Raw genomic sequence first — 14,297 nt, 5'->3', positions numbered from 1 at the left:
CGACGAAGCGCGGAAAGGTAGACGCCACTCCTAGTCAGCGAGCGCGACTATGCCAACCGCCGTGACGCCCCCTCCGTCTCGTCGCGTATTCGCGCCGATCCACCTCCCCCGCTTCGCATGGGAGGAGAAGATCCTCCTCACCGTAAAACGGGGGAGGTGGCGCGCTGCGAATACGCAGCGTGACGGAGGGGGCGTCCAGCGCTGGCCGTCAGTGCGACGCCGCCGTCGGAGCCGCCGCCTTCAGCGCGCGGAAGTCGATGTCGCTGTCGGCCACCAGATAGATGAAGCTGGCCCATGCCGCGACGTTCTGCGCCAGCTCGTCCGGACGCACCTTGTTCAGCGTATCATCGGCGGTGTGGTGGTAGTCGAAGTAGCGGGTGGCGTCCTGCTCCAGCTCGATGGACGGCACGCCGGCCTGCTCCAGGCCCGAGATGTCGGCGCCGCCGTGGGCGGCCGGGGCCTGGTTCACATAGATCTTTAGCGGGGCCAGCACGCCGGCGGCCGTCTTCATTAGCGGGTGGGCGCCGCCGCCGGCCGGTAGTTTCAGCGAGTAGATGCGGTCGGCGCCGGTGTCGCTTTCGCCGGCCAGCACGATCTTGGCGACCTCGGTCTTGTGGGCTTCCAGATAGGCTTCAGACGAACCGCCGCTCTCTTCCGAGCCGAACATCACCACGCGGATGGTGCGCTTGGGATGCTTGGGCAGGTCGCCGATCAGCTTGGCGGCGGCCGTGGTGATGGCCACGCCCGTGGCGTCGTCCAAGGCGCCGGTGCCGACGTCCCAGCTGTCGAGGTGGCCGCCGATGACGATCACTTCGTCCGGCTTCTCCAAGCCCTTGATCTCGCCCGAGATGTTCCAGGCCACGTCCTGGGGATCGACGGTCGAGGCCAGCTTCAGCTTGATGCGCAGGGTGTGCTTGGCGGCCAGGCGCTCCAGCTGCTCGGCCTCCGGAACGCCGATGGCGGCCGACGGGATGGTGGCCACGCCCTCGCCGAAGGCGGTGACGCCGGTGTGGGGCACGGTGGAGTCCGAGGTCGAGATCGAGCGGATCAGCACGGCCAGGGCGCCGCGCTTGGCGGCCTCGGTCGGACCGGCCCGGCGCGAGATTCCCGCCACGCCGTAACCGGCGCCGTCCTGGGCCTTCACCATCGGCTGGGTGATGACGACGATCTTGCCCTTCACCGCGCCTTCAGGAGCGGCGATCAGGTCGGCGTAGGTCTTGAACAGGGCGACGTCGGCCTCGATGCCTTCGGGCGGCGTCGGCACGGTGCGACCCAGACCGACGATGCCCAGCTTCAACGGATAGGGCGCGATCAGCTCGGCGCTCTCCTCACCGCGCGTCCAGGACGGCTTGGCGAATTGCTCGACCTTGATGTTGGTGAAGCCCAGCGCCTTGAACTTGGCCGCGCCCCAGTCCTTGGCGCGCTCCATGGCCGGCGAGCCCACCAGGCGCGGGCCGATATTGGTGGTCAGGTCCTCGGTGATGTCCCAGGCCAGATAGTCGCGCAGGGCCTTGTCGCGCAGCGCTTCGGCCGTCTTGACGTCTTGAGCGTGAGCGGTCCCCGCCAACAGGGCGGAAACGGCGGCGGCGGTCAGCAGCGAACGGAACATGCGCGAAGATTCTCCCAGGTTTCGCCAGTCATAGCACCGACGCTTGCCAGGAAAAGGCAGCAACGCGCTGAACTATGCCGGAGGCGGGAAAAGCAGATCCTCCCCCTTTTGGGGGAGCATCTATCTGGCTCGGGCGCTTCGCCCGATCCGCTTGATTTCCCAGTCCAGCTGCACCCCGGTCTTAGCCAGCACGTCGGCGCGCACCGTATCGCCCAGCCCTTCCAAGTCGGCCGCCGTCGCCTCGCCGGTGTTGATCAGGAAGTTCGAATGCAGCGGCGAGAACATCGCCCCGCCAAACAGCTTGCCCCGCCAGCCGGCCTCGTCGACCAGCTTCCACGAGGAGTGGCCAGGCGGATTCTTGAAGGTCGAGCCGCCGGTCTTTTCGCGGATCGGCTGGGTGGTCTCGCGTCGCGAGGTGATCTCGGACATCCGGGCCTTGATCGCGGCCGGATCGTCAGCGGTCCCTTCGTAGATCGCGTCCAGCACGATCACGGTCTCGCCGTCCTGCAAGGCGCTGTGGCGGTAGGTGTAGTGAAGGTCCTCGACGCCGAGCTCACGCACCTGCCCGGCCCGGTCCATGACCCGCACCGACCGCACGACATTGACGGTCTCGGAGCCATAGCACCCGGCGTTCATGATCACCGCGCCTCCGATCGTGCCGGGGATGCCGGCGTAGAATTCCAGCCCGGCTATGCCGGCTTCCGCCGCCTTGCGCGCCAGGATGGCGTCAGGCACGGCCGAGCCGGCCTTGATACGATTGTCGCCCAACGGCTCGACGCCGTTGAAACCCTTGCCCAGCCGAACGACCACGCCCTCGACGCCGCCGTCGCGGACCAGCAGGTTCGAACCCACGCCGATGGCCAGCACCGGGACGACCGGATCCAGCGCCCTCAGGAAGTCGGCCAGGTCCTGTTCGTCGGCCGGCAAGAAGACGACGTCGGCCGGACCACCGACGCGGAACCAGGTGAACGGCGCCAGCGCCTCGTCGATCAGCAGCTTGCCGCGGACGTTGGGGAGTGAAGCCTTCCAGCTCACTTCGCGAGCGCTTCCAGCTGACCCGGCAGCGCATAGGCCCAGGTGGTGATGTCGCCGGCGCCCAGCAGCACGACGAGATCGCCGGCCTTGGCTTCCTCGGCGATCAGGCGCGGCAGGGCCGTGGGGGTCTCCAGCGCCAGGGCGCGGCGGTGGCCGAACTTCTTGAGGCCCTCGACCAGAGCGTCGCGATTGACGCCCTCGATCGGCTGCTCGCCGGCCGTGTATACGTCGGCGACGATCACAGTGTCGGCGTCGTTGAAGCAGCTGCTGAACTCGGTCATCAGGTCGCGAAGGCGGGTGTAGCGGTGCGGCTGGACCACGGCGATGACCTTGCCCTCGGTCACGGCCCGAGCGGCCTTCAGCACGGCGGCGATCTCGACCGGGTGGTGGCCGTAGTCGTCGACCACGCGAACGCCGTTGGCGACGCCCGTGGTGGTGAAGCGACGCTTGACCCCGCCGAAGCTGGCGAGGCCCGCGCGAATGGCGTCGGCGTCGACCCCCAGTTCGCGGGCCACGGCCACGGCGGCGGTGGCGTTGAGCACGTTGTGGTGGCCGGCCATCGGCATCTTCAGGCCGTCATAGCGCACCGGCTCGCCCGCCAGCGGCGAGACGATGATGTCGAACTTGCTGCCATCGGGGCCCATCTCGATGTTGGAGACGCGCACCTCGGCTTGGGGGTTGACGCCGTAGGTGACCAGACGGCGGTTCTCGATCCGCGACGTCAGGGCCTGGACTTCCGGATGGTCGGTGCAGACTGCGGCGAAGCCGTAGAACGGGATATTCTCGACGAAGTCGCGGAAGCCCTTCTTGACCGCCTCGAAGTCGCCCCAGTGGTCCAGGTGCTCGGCGTCGATATTGGTGACGATGGCCACGGTCGACTTCAGCTTCAGGAAGCTGCCGTCGCTCTCGTCGGCCTCGACGACGATCCAGTCGCCCTCACCCACCTTGGCGTTGGTGCCGTAGGCGTTGATGATGCCGCCGTTGACCACGGTGGGGTCCAGCGCGCCGGCGTCCAGCAGCGCCGCGACCATCGAGGTGGTGGTGGTCTTGCCGTGCGTGCCCCCCACGGCCACCGAGAACTGCAGACGCATCAGCTCGGCCAGCATCTCGGCGCGGCGAACCAGCGGCAGGCGCTTGTCGCGGCCGGCGACCATCTCGGGATTGTCGGCCTTCACGGCCGTCGAATAGACGATGGCCGACGCGCCTTCGACATGGGCCGCCTCGTGGCCGATGAAGATCCGCGCGCCCAGCTTCTGCAGCCGCTCGGTATTGGCGCTCGACTTGGCGTCGCTGCCCTGAACGGTGTAGCCGATACGGATCATGATCTCGGCGATGCCGGACATGCCAATGCCGCCGATGCCGATGAAGTGCACGGGGCCGAGTTCGAAGGGTACGGGGCGTCGACGCTGGATCATGAAGAGCCGATTAGACCATTTGAAGACGACGCGAAACGCCCTCTTGGCGGTGTTTTTGTCGGCGAGCCCCGCCCTCGCCCAGGAGCCGACCAAGGCGCCCACTCCGGCCCCGCTTGAGCTGCGCCTCGCCGACGTCGGCCGGTTCGCGGTGTTCGTCGACCAGACCAGCGTCCAGTGGACGGGCCGGACGGCGCGCCTTCGCGTGCTGCAAGTCACCGAGGGCGGCTTCAAGGCCGGGGCCGAGGAATTCTGGGGCGGCTGGCGTCACGAGGTCCTCGACTGCGACGCCCGCGCCATCGCCCACGCCGGTTTCGGCAGCATTCGCGCCGGCGGCAAGGAAGGCCCCGTCACCGGCGACCAGCGCCCCGCCGCCCCCATCTCGCCCGGCGGCGCCGACGACGCCGTGGCCAAGGTCGTCTGCGACGGCTGGAAGCCCTTCGCCAAGATCCCCGTCGCGACCAGCGTCGAACAGGCGGTTGGGATCGGAAGGCCGCTGATCGAGACGGGGGCGGAGCCTTAAAGGCTTAAGGATCAGGAGAACAGATCGAGCGGTTCGGTCACATCGCCTGGCTCGTATTTGTAGACGGCGACGCCGTGCTCATCGGTCACGTCGAGGAGCACGATACCGATAAGCCTCGCGGCTCGCAGAACGGCCTGCGTCCGACTATCGCCGTAGCCCCTGACGGTGTGATCTTCGCCGAAAAACGCGAAGCGCGCGCTCATCTTGTGAAGAGAATAGACATCCCCTTCGCCTACATCCTGGTTTTCAACTGGCCAAAATTCAAAGTCGATTTGGATTTGCTGTTCTACGCCATCTTCGTCCATGTAATGGACTGTATGGCTCGAAAAATGTTCGCTGGTCATTTGCCTCACCTACGCCCCGTGTACAAATCAGTGATCACGGAATTGACGCCATCACCTCTACGGCATTCCGCCTGGCGTTCATTCATTGTGGCGTAGCATATCGCCTTGATGCGTTTCTTATCCGCCGCACTTCGTCCATACATTGATCCGAAGGTCTTGCATTGGACAAGATCCGACTCCTCCAACTCATCACATTCCCTCTCCTTTTCTTTTTGCTTCGTTGAAGACCTGAATGAATAGGTTGCACCGGCCTTGAATGGTTTGGCGCGCTTGCCAGAACCGTTCGCCGTGATGGTCAGATCCAGCTTCTCCGTCGGCAACTTCAGGAACGGCGTCTTCTCGCGTCCCGTCGTCCGCTTGTCGAAGTCGCCGACCGCGCGGGTGAGCGCGACGCCGCCGGCGATGGCGGGCAGCCCCACCGCCTGCACGAGCGGGCCGGCCTCGGGATGGGTGGCCAGCAAGCGGACCGCCTGGGCCGCCAGTCGCCGCACCTTGGGCTTGGGCCCCGCGAGCTTCAGTCCGGTCTTGGGAAGCTTGCGGGGTTTCGCCCCGCCCCCACGCCCGGTGTCGACCCATTGCCCGCCGTTGGCGCTGCCAACCGGCGCGCGCGGCTGGTTGGGATCGAACTTGGTTTCCAGGTCTCGCAGCGCCTGCCGCAGCGTCTCGGCGGCCGCGTCGCTCCTGAACCGTCCTAAGGCTAATTCGAATTCATCCGACGTCATGGTCCTCTCCGCAATTCTCGCGGATCCATGATGCGGGCGCGGCGAACGCATGGGACAAGATGCGTCGGCATCCGATCAAGGCATTGATTTACGACTGAATTTCGAGATCGATCCCGAGGAGACGCGCGCGCCTTTCCCCGCGCCCCGTTGCTCTGCCGGCCAAGCGCTACCTGAAGAAGTCCTGCCACCGCAGGGCGTCGCCGGACTGGTGCTGGTAGACTTGCAAACCCGCATCCTCCGCAGCGCGCAGCAACTCCGCGCCGCAGATCATCATCAGACGATAGACGACTTGGACCTGATCCTCGCCTTCCGCACGGACCGTGTGGGCATGGCCCAACAGATCGAAGCGCGCGCGACCCGTGCGGCGGATCAGGATCAAGCCGTCGCCCAAGTCCACTTCTCGATCTTGGCCGAACTCGAAGACGATGGCGATCTCTCGCTCTTCGCCATCGCCATCCTCGTAATGGACGACATGCTCCGAAAATCGCGCGTAGGGGTCGCTCATCGGATCACAGTTTGAACACGTCCAGCGGCGTCTCCATTGGCAGCTGCCCCCATGCGAAAAGGGTCAGCCCGCGCGTCTTGGCCGTCTCGATCAGCCATCCGCCGGAGAGATGGATAAGATCGTAAGTGACCTGGAGCTCGTCCTCGCCGCGCGTCTCGAGGCGGACGGCCTGGCCGTCGAGTTCGAGGTCGGCCCAGCCGATCACCTCGCCAGACTCGAGCGTGCGCAGGGTCATCAAGACCGAGCCGTTGTCGGTCTCGTCATCCTCTTCCCGGGGCTCACCGTACGATATCAAGCGCGGGCCCAGCACCAGGTCCTCGACAGCTCCCGTCATGGGTTGGCCGTGAAAAGCTGAGGCCATTCGGTCACCGGCGCCCCGCGGTCCGGCAGCAGGGTCAGACCCTCGTCGCGGGCGGTGCGGATCAGCCAGTCGCCAGCGAACCACATGCAGATGCGCAACAGATGAATTTCGTCGCTTCCCCGGACGGTGTGGGCCCAACGCAGACCGTCCATCTCGACCCAGAGCCGGCCCAGCAGGTCGTCATCACCTTCGACGTGTTCCAACCCCTCGACGTAATCGAAGATCCAAAACTCACGCGCGCCCATCCGCACACGGATCGACGCCTCAAGGCGCTCGCCGGACGCGTCGAGATAGGGAATGAACCGAGGGCCGATCACCCGTCGCCGGTGCGGCCATCTCACATAGTTGTACGGCGGACGCATTCACCACGCTCCCATCCTCGCCAATCCACCCTAGCGAGATGAGAACAAAATGGCAACTAAAAGGTGAGCTAACGCCCTGCCGTGCGCTCCACCAGATCCGCCAGCTCCTCGGCCGCGTTCGGCTTGGCCACGCTGCGCGCGCCGTCGGCCATCCGCGCCAGGCGCTCGGGATTCTTCAGCAGGGCGTTGAGGGCGCCGGCCATGGCGTCCACAGTCAGCTCGTCCTCAAGGCACACGGCCGCCCCGCCCGCCTCTTCCAGGAGTCTGGCGTTGAAGCGCTGGTGATCGTCGGCGGCGATCTTCAGCGGGATCAGGATCGAGGGGCGGCCGGCGACCGCCAGTTCGGTGCAGGTCGAGGCGCCCGAGCGGCCGACCACCAGGTGCGACTGACGCAGATAACCGGCCATGTCGCGGAAGAACGGGGCCACCTCGCAGTCGACCATCGCGTTGCGATAGATCTTGCGGGCGTGCTCCATGCTCTCGGCGCGGGCCTGCTGGAAGACCTTCAGGCGGCCGCGCATCTCCTCGGGCAGCTTGGCGATGGCCTCGGGGATCAGTTCCGACAACAGGCGCGCGCCCTGGCTGCCGCCGGTCACAAGAACGCGCAGCTGCACCTCAGGCGCCAGATAGGGCACGTCGTAGAGCTCGCGCACCGGCGGACGCACGGGGTTGCCGACGACGTGCGCGCGGGCCTTAACCTTCGGCGTGGCCATTTCCAGGATCGGGAAGGCGCAGGCAACTTCGTTGACCCGGGGCGCCAGAAAGCGGTTCACCCGACCCAGCACGGCGTTCTGTTCGTGGATGACCGTGGGGCGCTTCTGGCTCAGCGCGCCCAGCAGGGCCGGCAGCGCGGGATAGCCGCCGAAGCCGACCACGACGGCCGGGTCCAGGCGCTTGAAGGCCGCTCGGGCCTGTATCACGCCCTGGGCGACGACGACGCCGGCCTTGAGCATGCCGATCGGGTCGCCGGCCTTGGCGGTGGCGGCCGACAGGGCCAGACGCTCCTCGGCCGGGAACTTGTCGGCATAGAGCGCGCCGCGCTCGTCGGTGGCCAGCACGATGCGCCAGCCGCGGGCGCTCAGAGCGTCAGCCAGGGCTTGGGCGGGAAACAGGTGACCGCCGGTTCCCCCGGCGGCGACAACGACAAGCTTGCTCATGTCAGGCGAACGGTCCGTCCGGAGCGCCATGGATGAACTCGCCCGACGGGCCATAGGCGCCCGGACGCTTGCGCAGCAGCGCCAGGGCCAAGCCCAGCGTCAATCCCATGGCCAGCATCGAAGATCCCCCGTAGCTGATGAACGGGAGCGTCATGCCCTTGGTCGGGATCATGTTCAAGTTCACCGCGACATTGATGATGGCCTGCTGGCCCACCAGAACGAACAAGCCGGCCGCCGCCACCTGCTCGAAGGTGTCGGAAAGCTTCATGGCCCGATAGAGGCCTCGCACCACCACGAAGGCGAACAGGCTGATCAGGGCCAGCGAGAAGATCAGGCCATATTCTTCGGCGGCCACCGAATAGATGAAGTCGGTGTGCAGGTCGGGCACGTGGCGCTTCATGACCCCCTCGCCCGGTCCGCGCCCGAACAGGCCGCCGGCGTGGATGGCCTCGGCGGCGCGGGTGATCTGATGTGTGTCAGCCTGGTCGGGGCTGAGGAACTTCTGCACCCGGGCATGGACGTGCGGGAAGACGAAGTAGGTCGAGCCGAGGCCGACCAGGGCGACGCCGCCTAGGCCCATGATCCAGCTTATCGGCACCCCGGCCATCCAGAAGGCCGCGCCGAAGGCGACGGTGATCAGCACGGTCTGGCCGACGTCGGGCTGGATCAGCAGCAGGCCCACGGCGATGAAATAGAGCAGAAAGGCGATCGACACGCCGGGCACGCCCTCGCCCTTCTGGCCCTCGGCGAACATCCACGAGACCAGCACGATCAGGGCGGGCTTCATGAACTCGGAAGGCTGCAGGGTGAAGCCGCCGAACTGAAGCCAGCGGGTCGCCCCCTTGGCGTTGTGGCCGATGAACGGCAGGGCGATCATCACCGCGATGGCGGCGATGTAGATGAAGAAGGCCGCCCGCCTGACGCCGCGCGGCGAGAGCATCGACACCGACAGCACGATCACCGCCGCCCCGGCCGCAAACACGCACTGACGCAGGGCAAAATGGAACTGGTCGTCGATGCCGATCCGCTGGGCGGCGGCCGGGCTGGAGGCGAACGACAGCAGGACGCCGAGCGTCACCAGGAGCGCGGTCGCGCCGAGCAACCAGCGGTCTGTGGTCCACCACCAAATGCCGATCGCGGTGCGGTCGGTCCGGGCGAAGGCGTGGGTGGTCTGGGCGGGCATGGCCGGAGAGTCGGACCGCAAGGTTAATCAAGGATTGCAGCGCAGCCGCGCGTCGGTGGACATGCGGCGAAAGGCTGCGGACTATCTAGCACGATCGCCGTGCCGGTGCGCTGCCTGATAAGGCTCTAGCGTGTGCGCCGGTCTTTATCGATCACGGTCACGGGCTGCTGGCAGCGGACCCTCAGGCCGTCTCGCGCGAAGCACTTGGGATCGTCAGGGCAGCTTCCGAACGGATCCGCCGCCCGGCATTCGCGCAGAACGTTCGAAGGATCGACGCCGCATTCCGCAGCGTGCCCGGCGGCGTCGACGCAGAACCTGGGCGGTGGCGGGGAAGCGGAGGACGCCTGCGCCTGGACGGCGACCGGCGGCAGACATAGGGCGATGACGACGGCGGCGATCCGGAACGTGCGCATGAGACCCTCCCAGCGAGAGCTCATCACACGCCGGGATTGTGGCGCGGGCTGGGCGAGCGCCTAGATCGGCATCCGCATGATTTCCTGGTAGGCCGAGATCACCTGATCGCGCACGGCCATCACCGTCTCCAAGCTGGCTTCGGCCGACGAGATCGCCGTGACGACATCGACCAGTTCGGCCTTGCCGGCCACCTGCTGGGCGACCTTGTGCTCGGCGTTGCGCGAAGCGCTGGTGACGTCGTTCATGGCCGACTTCAGCATGTCGCCGAAGTCCACGCCCTTGGGCGCGCCGCTTCCGCCGATCGAGCCGATGTTGCCGACCGACATGGCGCCTTGCGAGGCGTAGGCCTTGGCGGCGGCGAGCGCGGTGATCATCGGTCAGCCCTTACTTGCGCAGCAGGTCGAGCGTGCGCGATTCCATGGAACGCGCAGTCTCGATGACGTTGAGGTTGGCTTCGTAGGCGCGCTGCGCCTCTTTCATGTCCAGGGCCTCGACCAGAGAATTGACGTTGGGCAGCTTGACGTAGCCCTTGGCGTCGGCGGCCGGATTCCCCGGATCGTACTCGGTGCGGAAGTCGCTCTGGTCGGGGTCGACGCGCAGCATCTGCACGCCCTCGGCCCCTTCGATCTTGGTCGGCTTGAACACCGGCACCTGGCGGCGATAGGGGTCGCCGCCGGCCGTGCGAGAGGTCGAATTGGCGTTGGCCAGGTTTTCGGCGATGACCCGCATGCGGCCCTGCTGGGCGCGAAGGGCCGAGGCCGCGACCGCCATGGTCGCCATCGATTGGGATTTGATCTCGGGCATGACCTAGATCCTCAGCCGTTGGGCTTGCGCGACGCCATGCGCAGCAGGGAAAGGGACTTCTGGTAGAAGGTGACCGCCGCGTCGTAGTTCATGCGCGCGTCGGTCATCTTGAGCATCTGGTCCTCGAGGTTCACGGCGTTGCCGTCGAGTGTGGTTTCCGAATCGGCGCCGGCCGTGGCCCGCCACGCGCTCGGCGCGTTCGACGGCCCCATGTGCGAGGCCGAGGTGGCCATCATCTTCACGCCGCTGGTCGGAGCGACCTTGCCGCCTCGATAGGCGTCGCCCGAACCCTGGTTCATCAGCGAGGCCTGAAAACTATAGGCCTTCAGGTCGCGCGGCGCGTAGCCGGGGGTGTCAGCGTTGGCGACGTTCTGAGCCACGAGCTTCTGCCGCTCGGACAGATAGCCGAGGCGGCTCTTGAGCATGCCAAAGAGGGGAATGTCATCGGGACCCATGGCGATCATGGTGAAGAAACAGGGTTAATCCGGCATTAAGAAGCGTCAGGCACACCAGTGTCAGCGGGCGTTTCGCCTGCGCTATCTTGTCTCGCTCGAGCACCCTCCAGGCGTCATGGACATCCTGCAATTCATCCGCGCCATAGCGGCCCTGGCGGTCACACTGGGCCTGATCGGCCTGGCCGCATACGCGCTGCGCCGCTTCGGTCCCGACGCGGTGGGACGCATGATCACCGCGCGCCAGGTGCGCCGGATGCGGGTGGTCGAGAGCCTGGCGCTGGACCCGACCCGCCGCCTGGTGATCTTCAGCCTGGACGGCGAGGAGCGCCTGATGCTGCTGGGCGAAGGCAAGCTGCTGGACTGGGGCCCCAAGGCCGCCGCGTCCGCCGTGTCCCCACCCACGACCGTTTCCGTCCCGGAGCCTGTGGTCTGATGCGCGACCTGATCAAGTCCGTCACCGGCGCCAAGCCCGAAGATCTGCGCCGCGCCGCGATCATCTCGGTGCTGGCCGCACTCGCCACCACGATCATGCCGGCCGCGGCCCTGGCTCAGTCGGCGATCAACGTGAACCTGGGCACCGGCGCGGGCCTCTCCGAGCGCGTGGTCCAGATGGTCGGTCTGCTGACCGTGCTGTCCCTGGCCCCGTCGATCGTGATCATGACCACCTCGTTCGTGCGGATCGTTGTGGTGCTGGGCCTGCTGCGCACCGCCATCGGCGTGCAGCAGAGCCCGCCGAACCCGGTGATCATCAGCCTGGCCCTGTTCCTGACCGCCATCGTCATGGGCCCGACCTTCGAGCGATCCTACGACCTGGGCGTCAAGCCGCTGCTGGACAAGCAGATGGAGCTTCCCGAGGCCTTCGAGGCCGCCGGCGGACCGGTGAAGGCCTTCATGCTCAAGCAGGTCGATCGCGACGACCTTGCCCTGTTCGTTCGCCTGTCGAAGATCCCCAAACCCAAGACCGCCCAGGACACGCCGCTGAAGGTGGTGACCCCGGCCTTCATGATCTCGGAGCTGAAGCGGGCTTTCGAAATCGGCTTCCTGCTGTTCATCCCCTTCCTTGTCATCGACCTGGTGGTGGCCAGCGTGCTGATGAGCATGGGCATGATGATGTTGCCCCCGGCCACGATCAGCCTACCCTTCAAGCTGATCTTCTTCGTGCTGGTCGACGGATGGCGACTCGTTGCAGGCAGCCTGGTCGAGAGTTTCCAGCGTGGCGCTGGCGGTTAGAGGTTTCCGATGAGCGTTTTTGTCCTGGGGTCCATCAATCTGGACGCCGTCGCGCGGGTCGATGACCTGCCGCGTCCCGGCGAGACCGTCGCCGGCCTGTCGCTGGAGCTCTTCCCGGGTGGCAAGGGCGCCAACCAGGCGGTGGCCGCCGCGCGCATGGGCGCGCCGACCCGGCTGATGGGCGCCGTAGGCCGCGACGACAGCGGCCCGAGCCTGAAGACCAAGCTGGCCGGCTACGGCGTGCAGGTCGCCGACGTCATGGAACTGCCGACTGTTCCCACCGGCCAGGCCCATGTCTGGGTCAGCTCCAGCGGCGAGAACATGATCGTCGTGACCGGCGGCGCGAACGCCTCGATCACGCCGCAGCACGTGGCCGCCACGCCGCTGGAAGGCCAGCGCGTGCTGCTCAGCCAGCTGGAGTCGCCGCCCCAGGCCATCGAGGCCCTGTTCCGCGCCGGCGCGGCCAAGGGCGCGCTGCGCATCCTGAACGCCGCCCCCGCCCTGCCCCAGGGCGCGGCGCTGTTCCCGCTGGTCGATATCCTGATCCTCAACCAGACCGAACTGGCTACCTACGCCAAGCTCGACGAGGAGCCGGTGCGCCTGGAAGAGGTTTCGCGCGCCTCGCGCAAGCTGATGAGCCGTCCTGACCAGACGGTGATCGTCACCCTCGGCTCGGCCGGCGTCGCCGCCGTGCGCCGCGATGAGGCGTTCCTGATCGAGGGCCGCAAGGTCAAGGCGATTGACACCACCGGCGCCGGCGACTGCTTCTGCGGCGCCCTGGCGGCCGCCCTGTCGGCCAATGTCGACCTGCGCGAGGCCGTCGAGATGGCCAACGCCGCCGCCGCCCTGTCGGTGCAGAAGTCCGGCGCCGCGCCCTCGATGCCGGGCAAGCGCGAGGTCGAGGCGTTCCTCGAAAGCTGAGATGAAGGTTGGGCGGCTTAAGCCGCCCGGATGCCGCTGAAGCCGTGCTCGGCCTGGGCGCCCATGACGGCGTCGTAGCCCAGGATCATGTCGACGTCCTTGCCGTTGGTGGCCAACGGCAGGCGCAGCCACAGGATCGACATGTGCGGCGCGCCGCGCCAAGCCATGCTGTGGACGCCGACGCCCGGACGGCGGCCGTCGACCACCTTGTCGAGTTCCTTGCGCCAGTAATCGGCGGCGGCGGTGTTGTAGACTTCGTGCAGGCCCTTGCCGGTGATCTCGCGGCCATAGACGCCGTAGAGGCCGGTGCCGGCCAGGCGCAGCTTGTAGTCGCGCGGCTCGTTGACCACGTCGATCAGGCTGACCGTGGGGAGCATACGCTTGATGCCAAGCGGGCTCAGGTCGACGCGCGCGGGAAGGCTAGCCCCCCGACGGAGGGACGCCCAGTAGGCGAACATCTCCTGGTGAGCGCGGGCCGCCGTGGCCGATGCGCTCAGCTGCGCGTTCATCTTCAGATTCCTTAACAAGCCGTTGGAATCACGACGATTCACTATCGCTTAAGGAACGAATCGGCGGCAAGCAAAAACCGCACGGCTCGACAAGATTTTGGTTAAGAGTCAACCAACAAGCGAAACGCCCGTGACCGGACTCGGATCACGGGCGTCGCAGGTTTTCAGGCCGCCGAAGCGGCAAGCGTTTGATCAGACTCGGCTATTTCGCCTTGCGCGGCGGCTTGCGGCCGCCCTGGCCCAGGCCCATCGACTTGGCGAGCTCCGAACGCGCCTTGGCGTAGTTCGGCGCGACCATCGGGTAGTCCTTGGGCAGGTTCCACTTCGCCCGGTACTCTTCGGGGCTCATATTGTACTTGGTGCGCAGGTGGCGCTTCAGCGATTTGAACTTGCGGCCGTCTTCCAGGCAGACGAGGTGGTCGGGCGCGATCGAGCGCTTGACTGGCACGGCGGGCTCCTTCGGGGGAGCGACTTCGGCTTCGGCAGGACCGCCCACGGCGGCCAGGGCCCGGTGCACCTGCTGGATCAGCGCGGGCAGATCAGCGGTCGTCACGGTGTTGTTGCCGACATAGGCGGAAACAATGCCCGCCGTCATCTCGATGAGGTCGGATTGATCATCCATTGTGGTCTTGCCCGTCGCGGTTTTGTTTTTTGAGTTCTTAGCCTGATTCTGAAATCAGTCGCCGCGTGGATACAGAGAACAGCGTTACACTGCAATATCGGGAAGAGGAGAGCCCTCCTCAAATCATCG

Annotated in this window: 20 protein-coding genes; 5 read left to right on the top strand and 15 right to left on the bottom strand. The window is 66.6% G+C overall.

The features are described from left to right. Positions 1 to 208: 208 nt before the first annotated feature. The 3 genes from AC1RUS_RS02195 to murC all read right to left on the bottom strand — a co-directional run bounded on the left by AC1RUS_RS02195 (position 209) and on the right by murC (position 4,059). Positions 209 to 1,609, bottom strand: coding sequence for a M20/M25/M40 family metallo-hydrolase (locus AC1RUS_RS02195; RefSeq protein ID WP_492912566.1), 1,401 nt, complete (start codon positions 1,607 to 1,609; stop codon positions 209 to 211). Positions 1,610 to 1,729: 120 nt separating this feature from the next. Further along, positions 1,730 to 2,644, bottom strand: a complete 915-nt coding sequence (gene murB, locus AC1RUS_RS02190; protein WP_492912564.1) for a UDP-N-acetylmuramate dehydrogenase — start codon at positions 2,642 to 2,644, stop codon at positions 1,730 to 1,732. Then, a complete protein-coding gene (murC, locus tag AC1RUS_RS02185) occupies positions 2,641 to 4,059 on the bottom strand; it encodes a UDP-N-acetylmuramate--L-alanine ligase (RefSeq protein ID WP_492912562.1) in 1,419 nt (472 codons plus the stop codon). The genes murB and murC overlap by 4 nt, the downstream gene beginning before the upstream one ends. Here murC and AC1RUS_RS02180 point away from each other — a divergent pair. Then, positions 4,058 to 4,579 (top strand): hypothetical protein, encoded by a 522-nt coding sequence (locus AC1RUS_RS02180; protein ID WP_492912560.1) that lies wholly within the window; start codon positions 4,058 to 4,060, stop codon positions 4,577 to 4,579. The genes murC and AC1RUS_RS02180 overlap by 2 nt on opposite strands. Before the next feature lie 11 nt (positions 4,580 to 4,590). On the opposite strand, the gene AC1RUS_RS02175 is transcribed toward AC1RUS_RS02180, so the two are convergent. Next, positions 4,591 to 4,923 carry a hypothetical protein gene (locus AC1RUS_RS02175; protein ID WP_492912558.1) on the bottom strand — a complete coding sequence of 111 codons (333 nt, stop codon included), beginning with the start codon at positions 4,921 to 4,923 and terminating at the stop codon, positions 4,591 to 4,593. Between the two features lie 5 nt (positions 4,924 to 4,928). Beyond that, on the bottom strand, positions 4,929 to 5,645 hold the full coding sequence (locus AC1RUS_RS02170; RefSeq protein ID WP_492912556.1) for a hypothetical protein: 717 nt from the start codon (positions 5,643 to 5,645) through the stop codon (positions 4,929 to 4,931). Positions 5,646 to 5,694: 49 nt separating this feature from the next. Between AC1RUS_RS02170 and AC1RUS_RS02165 the strand changes: the two genes are divergently transcribed. Then, on the top strand, positions 5,695 to 6,165 hold the full coding sequence (locus AC1RUS_RS02165) for a hypothetical protein (RefSeq protein WP_492912554.1): 471 nt from the start codon (positions 5,695 to 5,697) through the stop codon (positions 6,163 to 6,165). On the opposite strand, the gene AC1RUS_RS02160 is transcribed toward AC1RUS_RS02165, so the two are convergent. The 8 genes from AC1RUS_RS02160 to flgB form a co-directional block, all read right to left on the bottom strand. After that, a complete protein-coding gene (locus AC1RUS_RS02160) occupies positions 6,155 to 6,484 on the bottom strand; it encodes a hypothetical protein (protein WP_492912552.1) in 330 nt (109 codons plus the stop codon). The two genes, AC1RUS_RS02165 and AC1RUS_RS02160, sit on opposite strands and share 11 nt — an antisense overlap. After that, positions 6,481 to 6,873 (bottom strand): hypothetical protein, encoded by a 393-nt coding sequence (locus AC1RUS_RS02155; protein WP_492912550.1) that lies wholly within the window; start codon positions 6,871 to 6,873, stop codon positions 6,481 to 6,483. Before AC1RUS_RS02155 ends, AC1RUS_RS02160 begins: the two co-directional genes overlap by 4 nt. 68 nt (positions 6,874 to 6,941) lie before the next feature. Further along, positions 6,942 to 8,030, bottom strand: coding sequence for an undecaprenyldiphospho-muramoylpentapeptide beta-N-acetylglucosaminyltransferase (gene murG, locus AC1RUS_RS02150; RefSeq protein ID WP_492912548.1), 1,089 nt, complete (start codon positions 8,028 to 8,030; stop codon positions 6,942 to 6,944). Position 8,031: 1 nt separating this feature from the next. Next, the gene (gene ftsW / locus AC1RUS_RS02145; RefSeq protein WP_492912965.1) at positions 8,032 to 9,213 is read right to left on the bottom strand and encodes a putative lipid II flippase FtsW; all 1,182 of its coding nucleotides are present in this window, start codon (positions 9,211 to 9,213) and stop codon (positions 8,032 to 8,034) included. Positions 9,214 to 9,338: 125 nt separating this feature from the next. After that, the gene (locus AC1RUS_RS02140) at positions 9,339 to 9,626 is read right to left on the bottom strand and encodes a hypothetical protein (protein WP_492912546.1); all 288 of its coding nucleotides are present in this window, start codon (positions 9,624 to 9,626) and stop codon (positions 9,339 to 9,341) included. A gap of 60 nt (positions 9,627 to 9,686) precedes the next feature. Then, entirely contained in the window at positions 9,687 to 10,001 is a 315-nt protein-coding gene (fliE, locus tag AC1RUS_RS02135) for a flagellar hook-basal body complex protein FliE (protein WP_492912544.1), read from the bottom strand. Between the two features lie 10 nt (positions 10,002 to 10,011). Then, positions 10,012 to 10,431, bottom strand: coding sequence for a flagellar basal body rod protein FlgC (flgC, locus tag AC1RUS_RS02130; RefSeq protein ID WP_492912542.1), 420 nt, complete (start codon positions 10,429 to 10,431; stop codon positions 10,012 to 10,014). Between the two features lie 11 nt (positions 10,432 to 10,442). Further along, the gene (gene flgB, locus AC1RUS_RS02125; protein ID WP_492912540.1) at positions 10,443 to 10,886 is read right to left on the bottom strand and encodes a flagellar basal body rod protein FlgB; all 444 of its coding nucleotides are present in this window, start codon (positions 10,884 to 10,886) and stop codon (positions 10,443 to 10,445) included. A gap of 115 nt (positions 10,887 to 11,001) precedes the next feature. Here flgB and AC1RUS_RS02120 point away from each other — a divergent pair, with 115 nt between their 5' ends. The 3 genes from AC1RUS_RS02120 to AC1RUS_RS02110 are packed head-to-tail and all read left to right on the top strand — an operon-like array spanning position 11,002 to position 13,037. Then, positions 11,002 to 11,319 carry a flagellar biosynthetic protein FliO gene (locus tag AC1RUS_RS02120; RefSeq protein WP_492912963.1) on the top strand — a complete coding sequence of 106 codons (318 nt, stop codon included), beginning with the start codon at positions 11,002 to 11,004 and terminating at the stop codon, positions 11,317 to 11,319. Further along, complete coding sequence (fliP, locus tag AC1RUS_RS02115) at positions 11,316 to 12,116, top strand: flagellar type III secretion system pore protein FliP (protein ID WP_492912961.1); 801 nt, start codon at positions 11,316 to 11,318, stop codon at positions 12,114 to 12,116. The genes AC1RUS_RS02120 and fliP overlap by 4 nt, the downstream gene beginning before the upstream one ends. Positions 12,117 to 12,125: 9 nt before the next feature. Further along, positions 12,126 to 13,037, top strand: a complete 912-nt coding sequence (locus AC1RUS_RS02110; RefSeq protein ID WP_492912538.1) for a ribokinase — start codon at positions 12,126 to 12,128, stop codon at positions 13,035 to 13,037. A gap of 17 nt (positions 13,038 to 13,054) precedes the next feature. Here the strand turns inward: AC1RUS_RS02110 and mopJ are convergent, their stop codons facing one another. Then, on the bottom strand, positions 13,055 to 13,552 hold the full coding sequence (mopJ, locus tag AC1RUS_RS02105; protein ID WP_492912959.1) for a motility/cell cycle regulatory protein MopJ: 498 nt from the start codon (positions 13,550 to 13,552) through the stop codon (positions 13,055 to 13,057). A gap of 196 nt (positions 13,553 to 13,748) precedes the next feature. Then, the gene (locus AC1RUS_RS02100; RefSeq protein WP_492912536.1) at positions 13,749 to 14,168 is read right to left on the bottom strand and encodes a Ros/MucR family transcriptional regulator; all 420 of its coding nucleotides are present in this window, start codon (positions 14,166 to 14,168) and stop codon (positions 13,749 to 13,751) included. Positions 14,169 to 14,297 lie beyond the last annotated feature (129 nt).

The sequence above is a fragment of the Caulobacter sp. GW821-FHT10F06 genome, assembly GCF_058809215.1.
This window is presented reverse-complemented; position numbering and strand designations above follow the sequence as displayed.

Excerpts from the sequence above, each read along its gene's own strand:
- murG (WP_492912548.1), bottom strand. The coding sequence starts at position 8,030 with ATGAGCAAGCTTGTCGTTGTCGCCGCCGGGGGAACCGGCGGTCACCTG.
- AC1RUS_RS02165 (WP_492912554.1), top strand. The coding sequence starts at position 5,695 with ATGGGACAAGATGCGTCGGCATCCGATCAAGGCATTGATTTACGACTG.
- AC1RUS_RS02195 (WP_492912566.1), bottom strand. The coding sequence starts at position 1,609 with ATGTTCCGTTCGCTGCTGACCGCCGCCGCCGTTTCCGCCCTGTTGGCG.
- murC (WP_492912562.1), bottom strand. The coding sequence starts at position 4,059 with ATGATCCAGCGTCGACGCCCCGTACCCTTCGAACTCGGCCCCGTGCAC.
- ftsW (WP_492912965.1), bottom strand. The coding sequence starts at position 9,213 with ATGCCCGCCCAGACCACCCACGCCTTCGCCCGGACCGACCGCACCGCG.
- AC1RUS_RS02175 (WP_492912558.1), bottom strand. The coding sequence starts at position 4,923 with ATGACCAGCGAACATTTTTCGAGCCATACAGTCCATTACATGGACGAA.
- AC1RUS_RS02110 (WP_492912538.1), top strand. The coding sequence starts at position 12,126 with ATGAGCGTTTTTGTCCTGGGGTCCATCAATCTGGACGCCGTCGCGCGG.
- AC1RUS_RS02180 (WP_492912560.1), top strand. The coding sequence starts at position 4,058 with ATGAAGAGCCGATTAGACCATTTGAAGACGACGCGAAACGCCCTCTTG.
- AC1RUS_RS02120 (WP_492912963.1), top strand. The coding sequence starts at position 11,002 with ATGGACATCCTGCAATTCATCCGCGCCATAGCGGCCCTGGCGGTCACA.
- AC1RUS_RS02170 (WP_492912556.1), bottom strand. The coding sequence starts at position 5,645 with ATGACGTCGGATGAATTCGAATTAGCCTTAGGACGGTTCAGGAGCGAC.
- AC1RUS_RS02155 (WP_492912550.1), bottom strand. The coding sequence starts at position 6,873 with ATGCGTCCGCCGTACAACTATGTGAGATGGCCGCACCGGCGACGGGTG.
- flgC (WP_492912542.1), bottom strand. The coding sequence starts at position 10,431 with ATGCCCGAGATCAAATCCCAATCGATGGCGACCATGGCGGTCGCGGCC.
- AC1RUS_RS02140 (WP_492912546.1), bottom strand. The coding sequence starts at position 9,626 with ATGCGCACGTTCCGGATCGCCGCCGTCGTCATCGCCCTATGTCTGCCG.
- AC1RUS_RS02100 (WP_492912536.1), bottom strand. The coding sequence starts at position 14,168 with ATGGATGATCAATCCGACCTCATCGAGATGACGGCGGGCATTGTTTCC.
- AC1RUS_RS02160 (WP_492912552.1), bottom strand. The coding sequence starts at position 6,484 with ATGACGGGAGCTGTCGAGGACCTGGTGCTGGGCCCGCGCTTGATATCG.
- flgB (WP_492912540.1), bottom strand. The coding sequence starts at position 10,886 with ATGGGTCCCGATGACATTCCCCTCTTTGGCATGCTCAAGAGCCGCCTC.
- fliE (WP_492912544.1), bottom strand. The coding sequence starts at position 10,001 with ATGATCACCGCGCTCGCCGCCGCCAAGGCCTACGCCTCGCAAGGCGCC.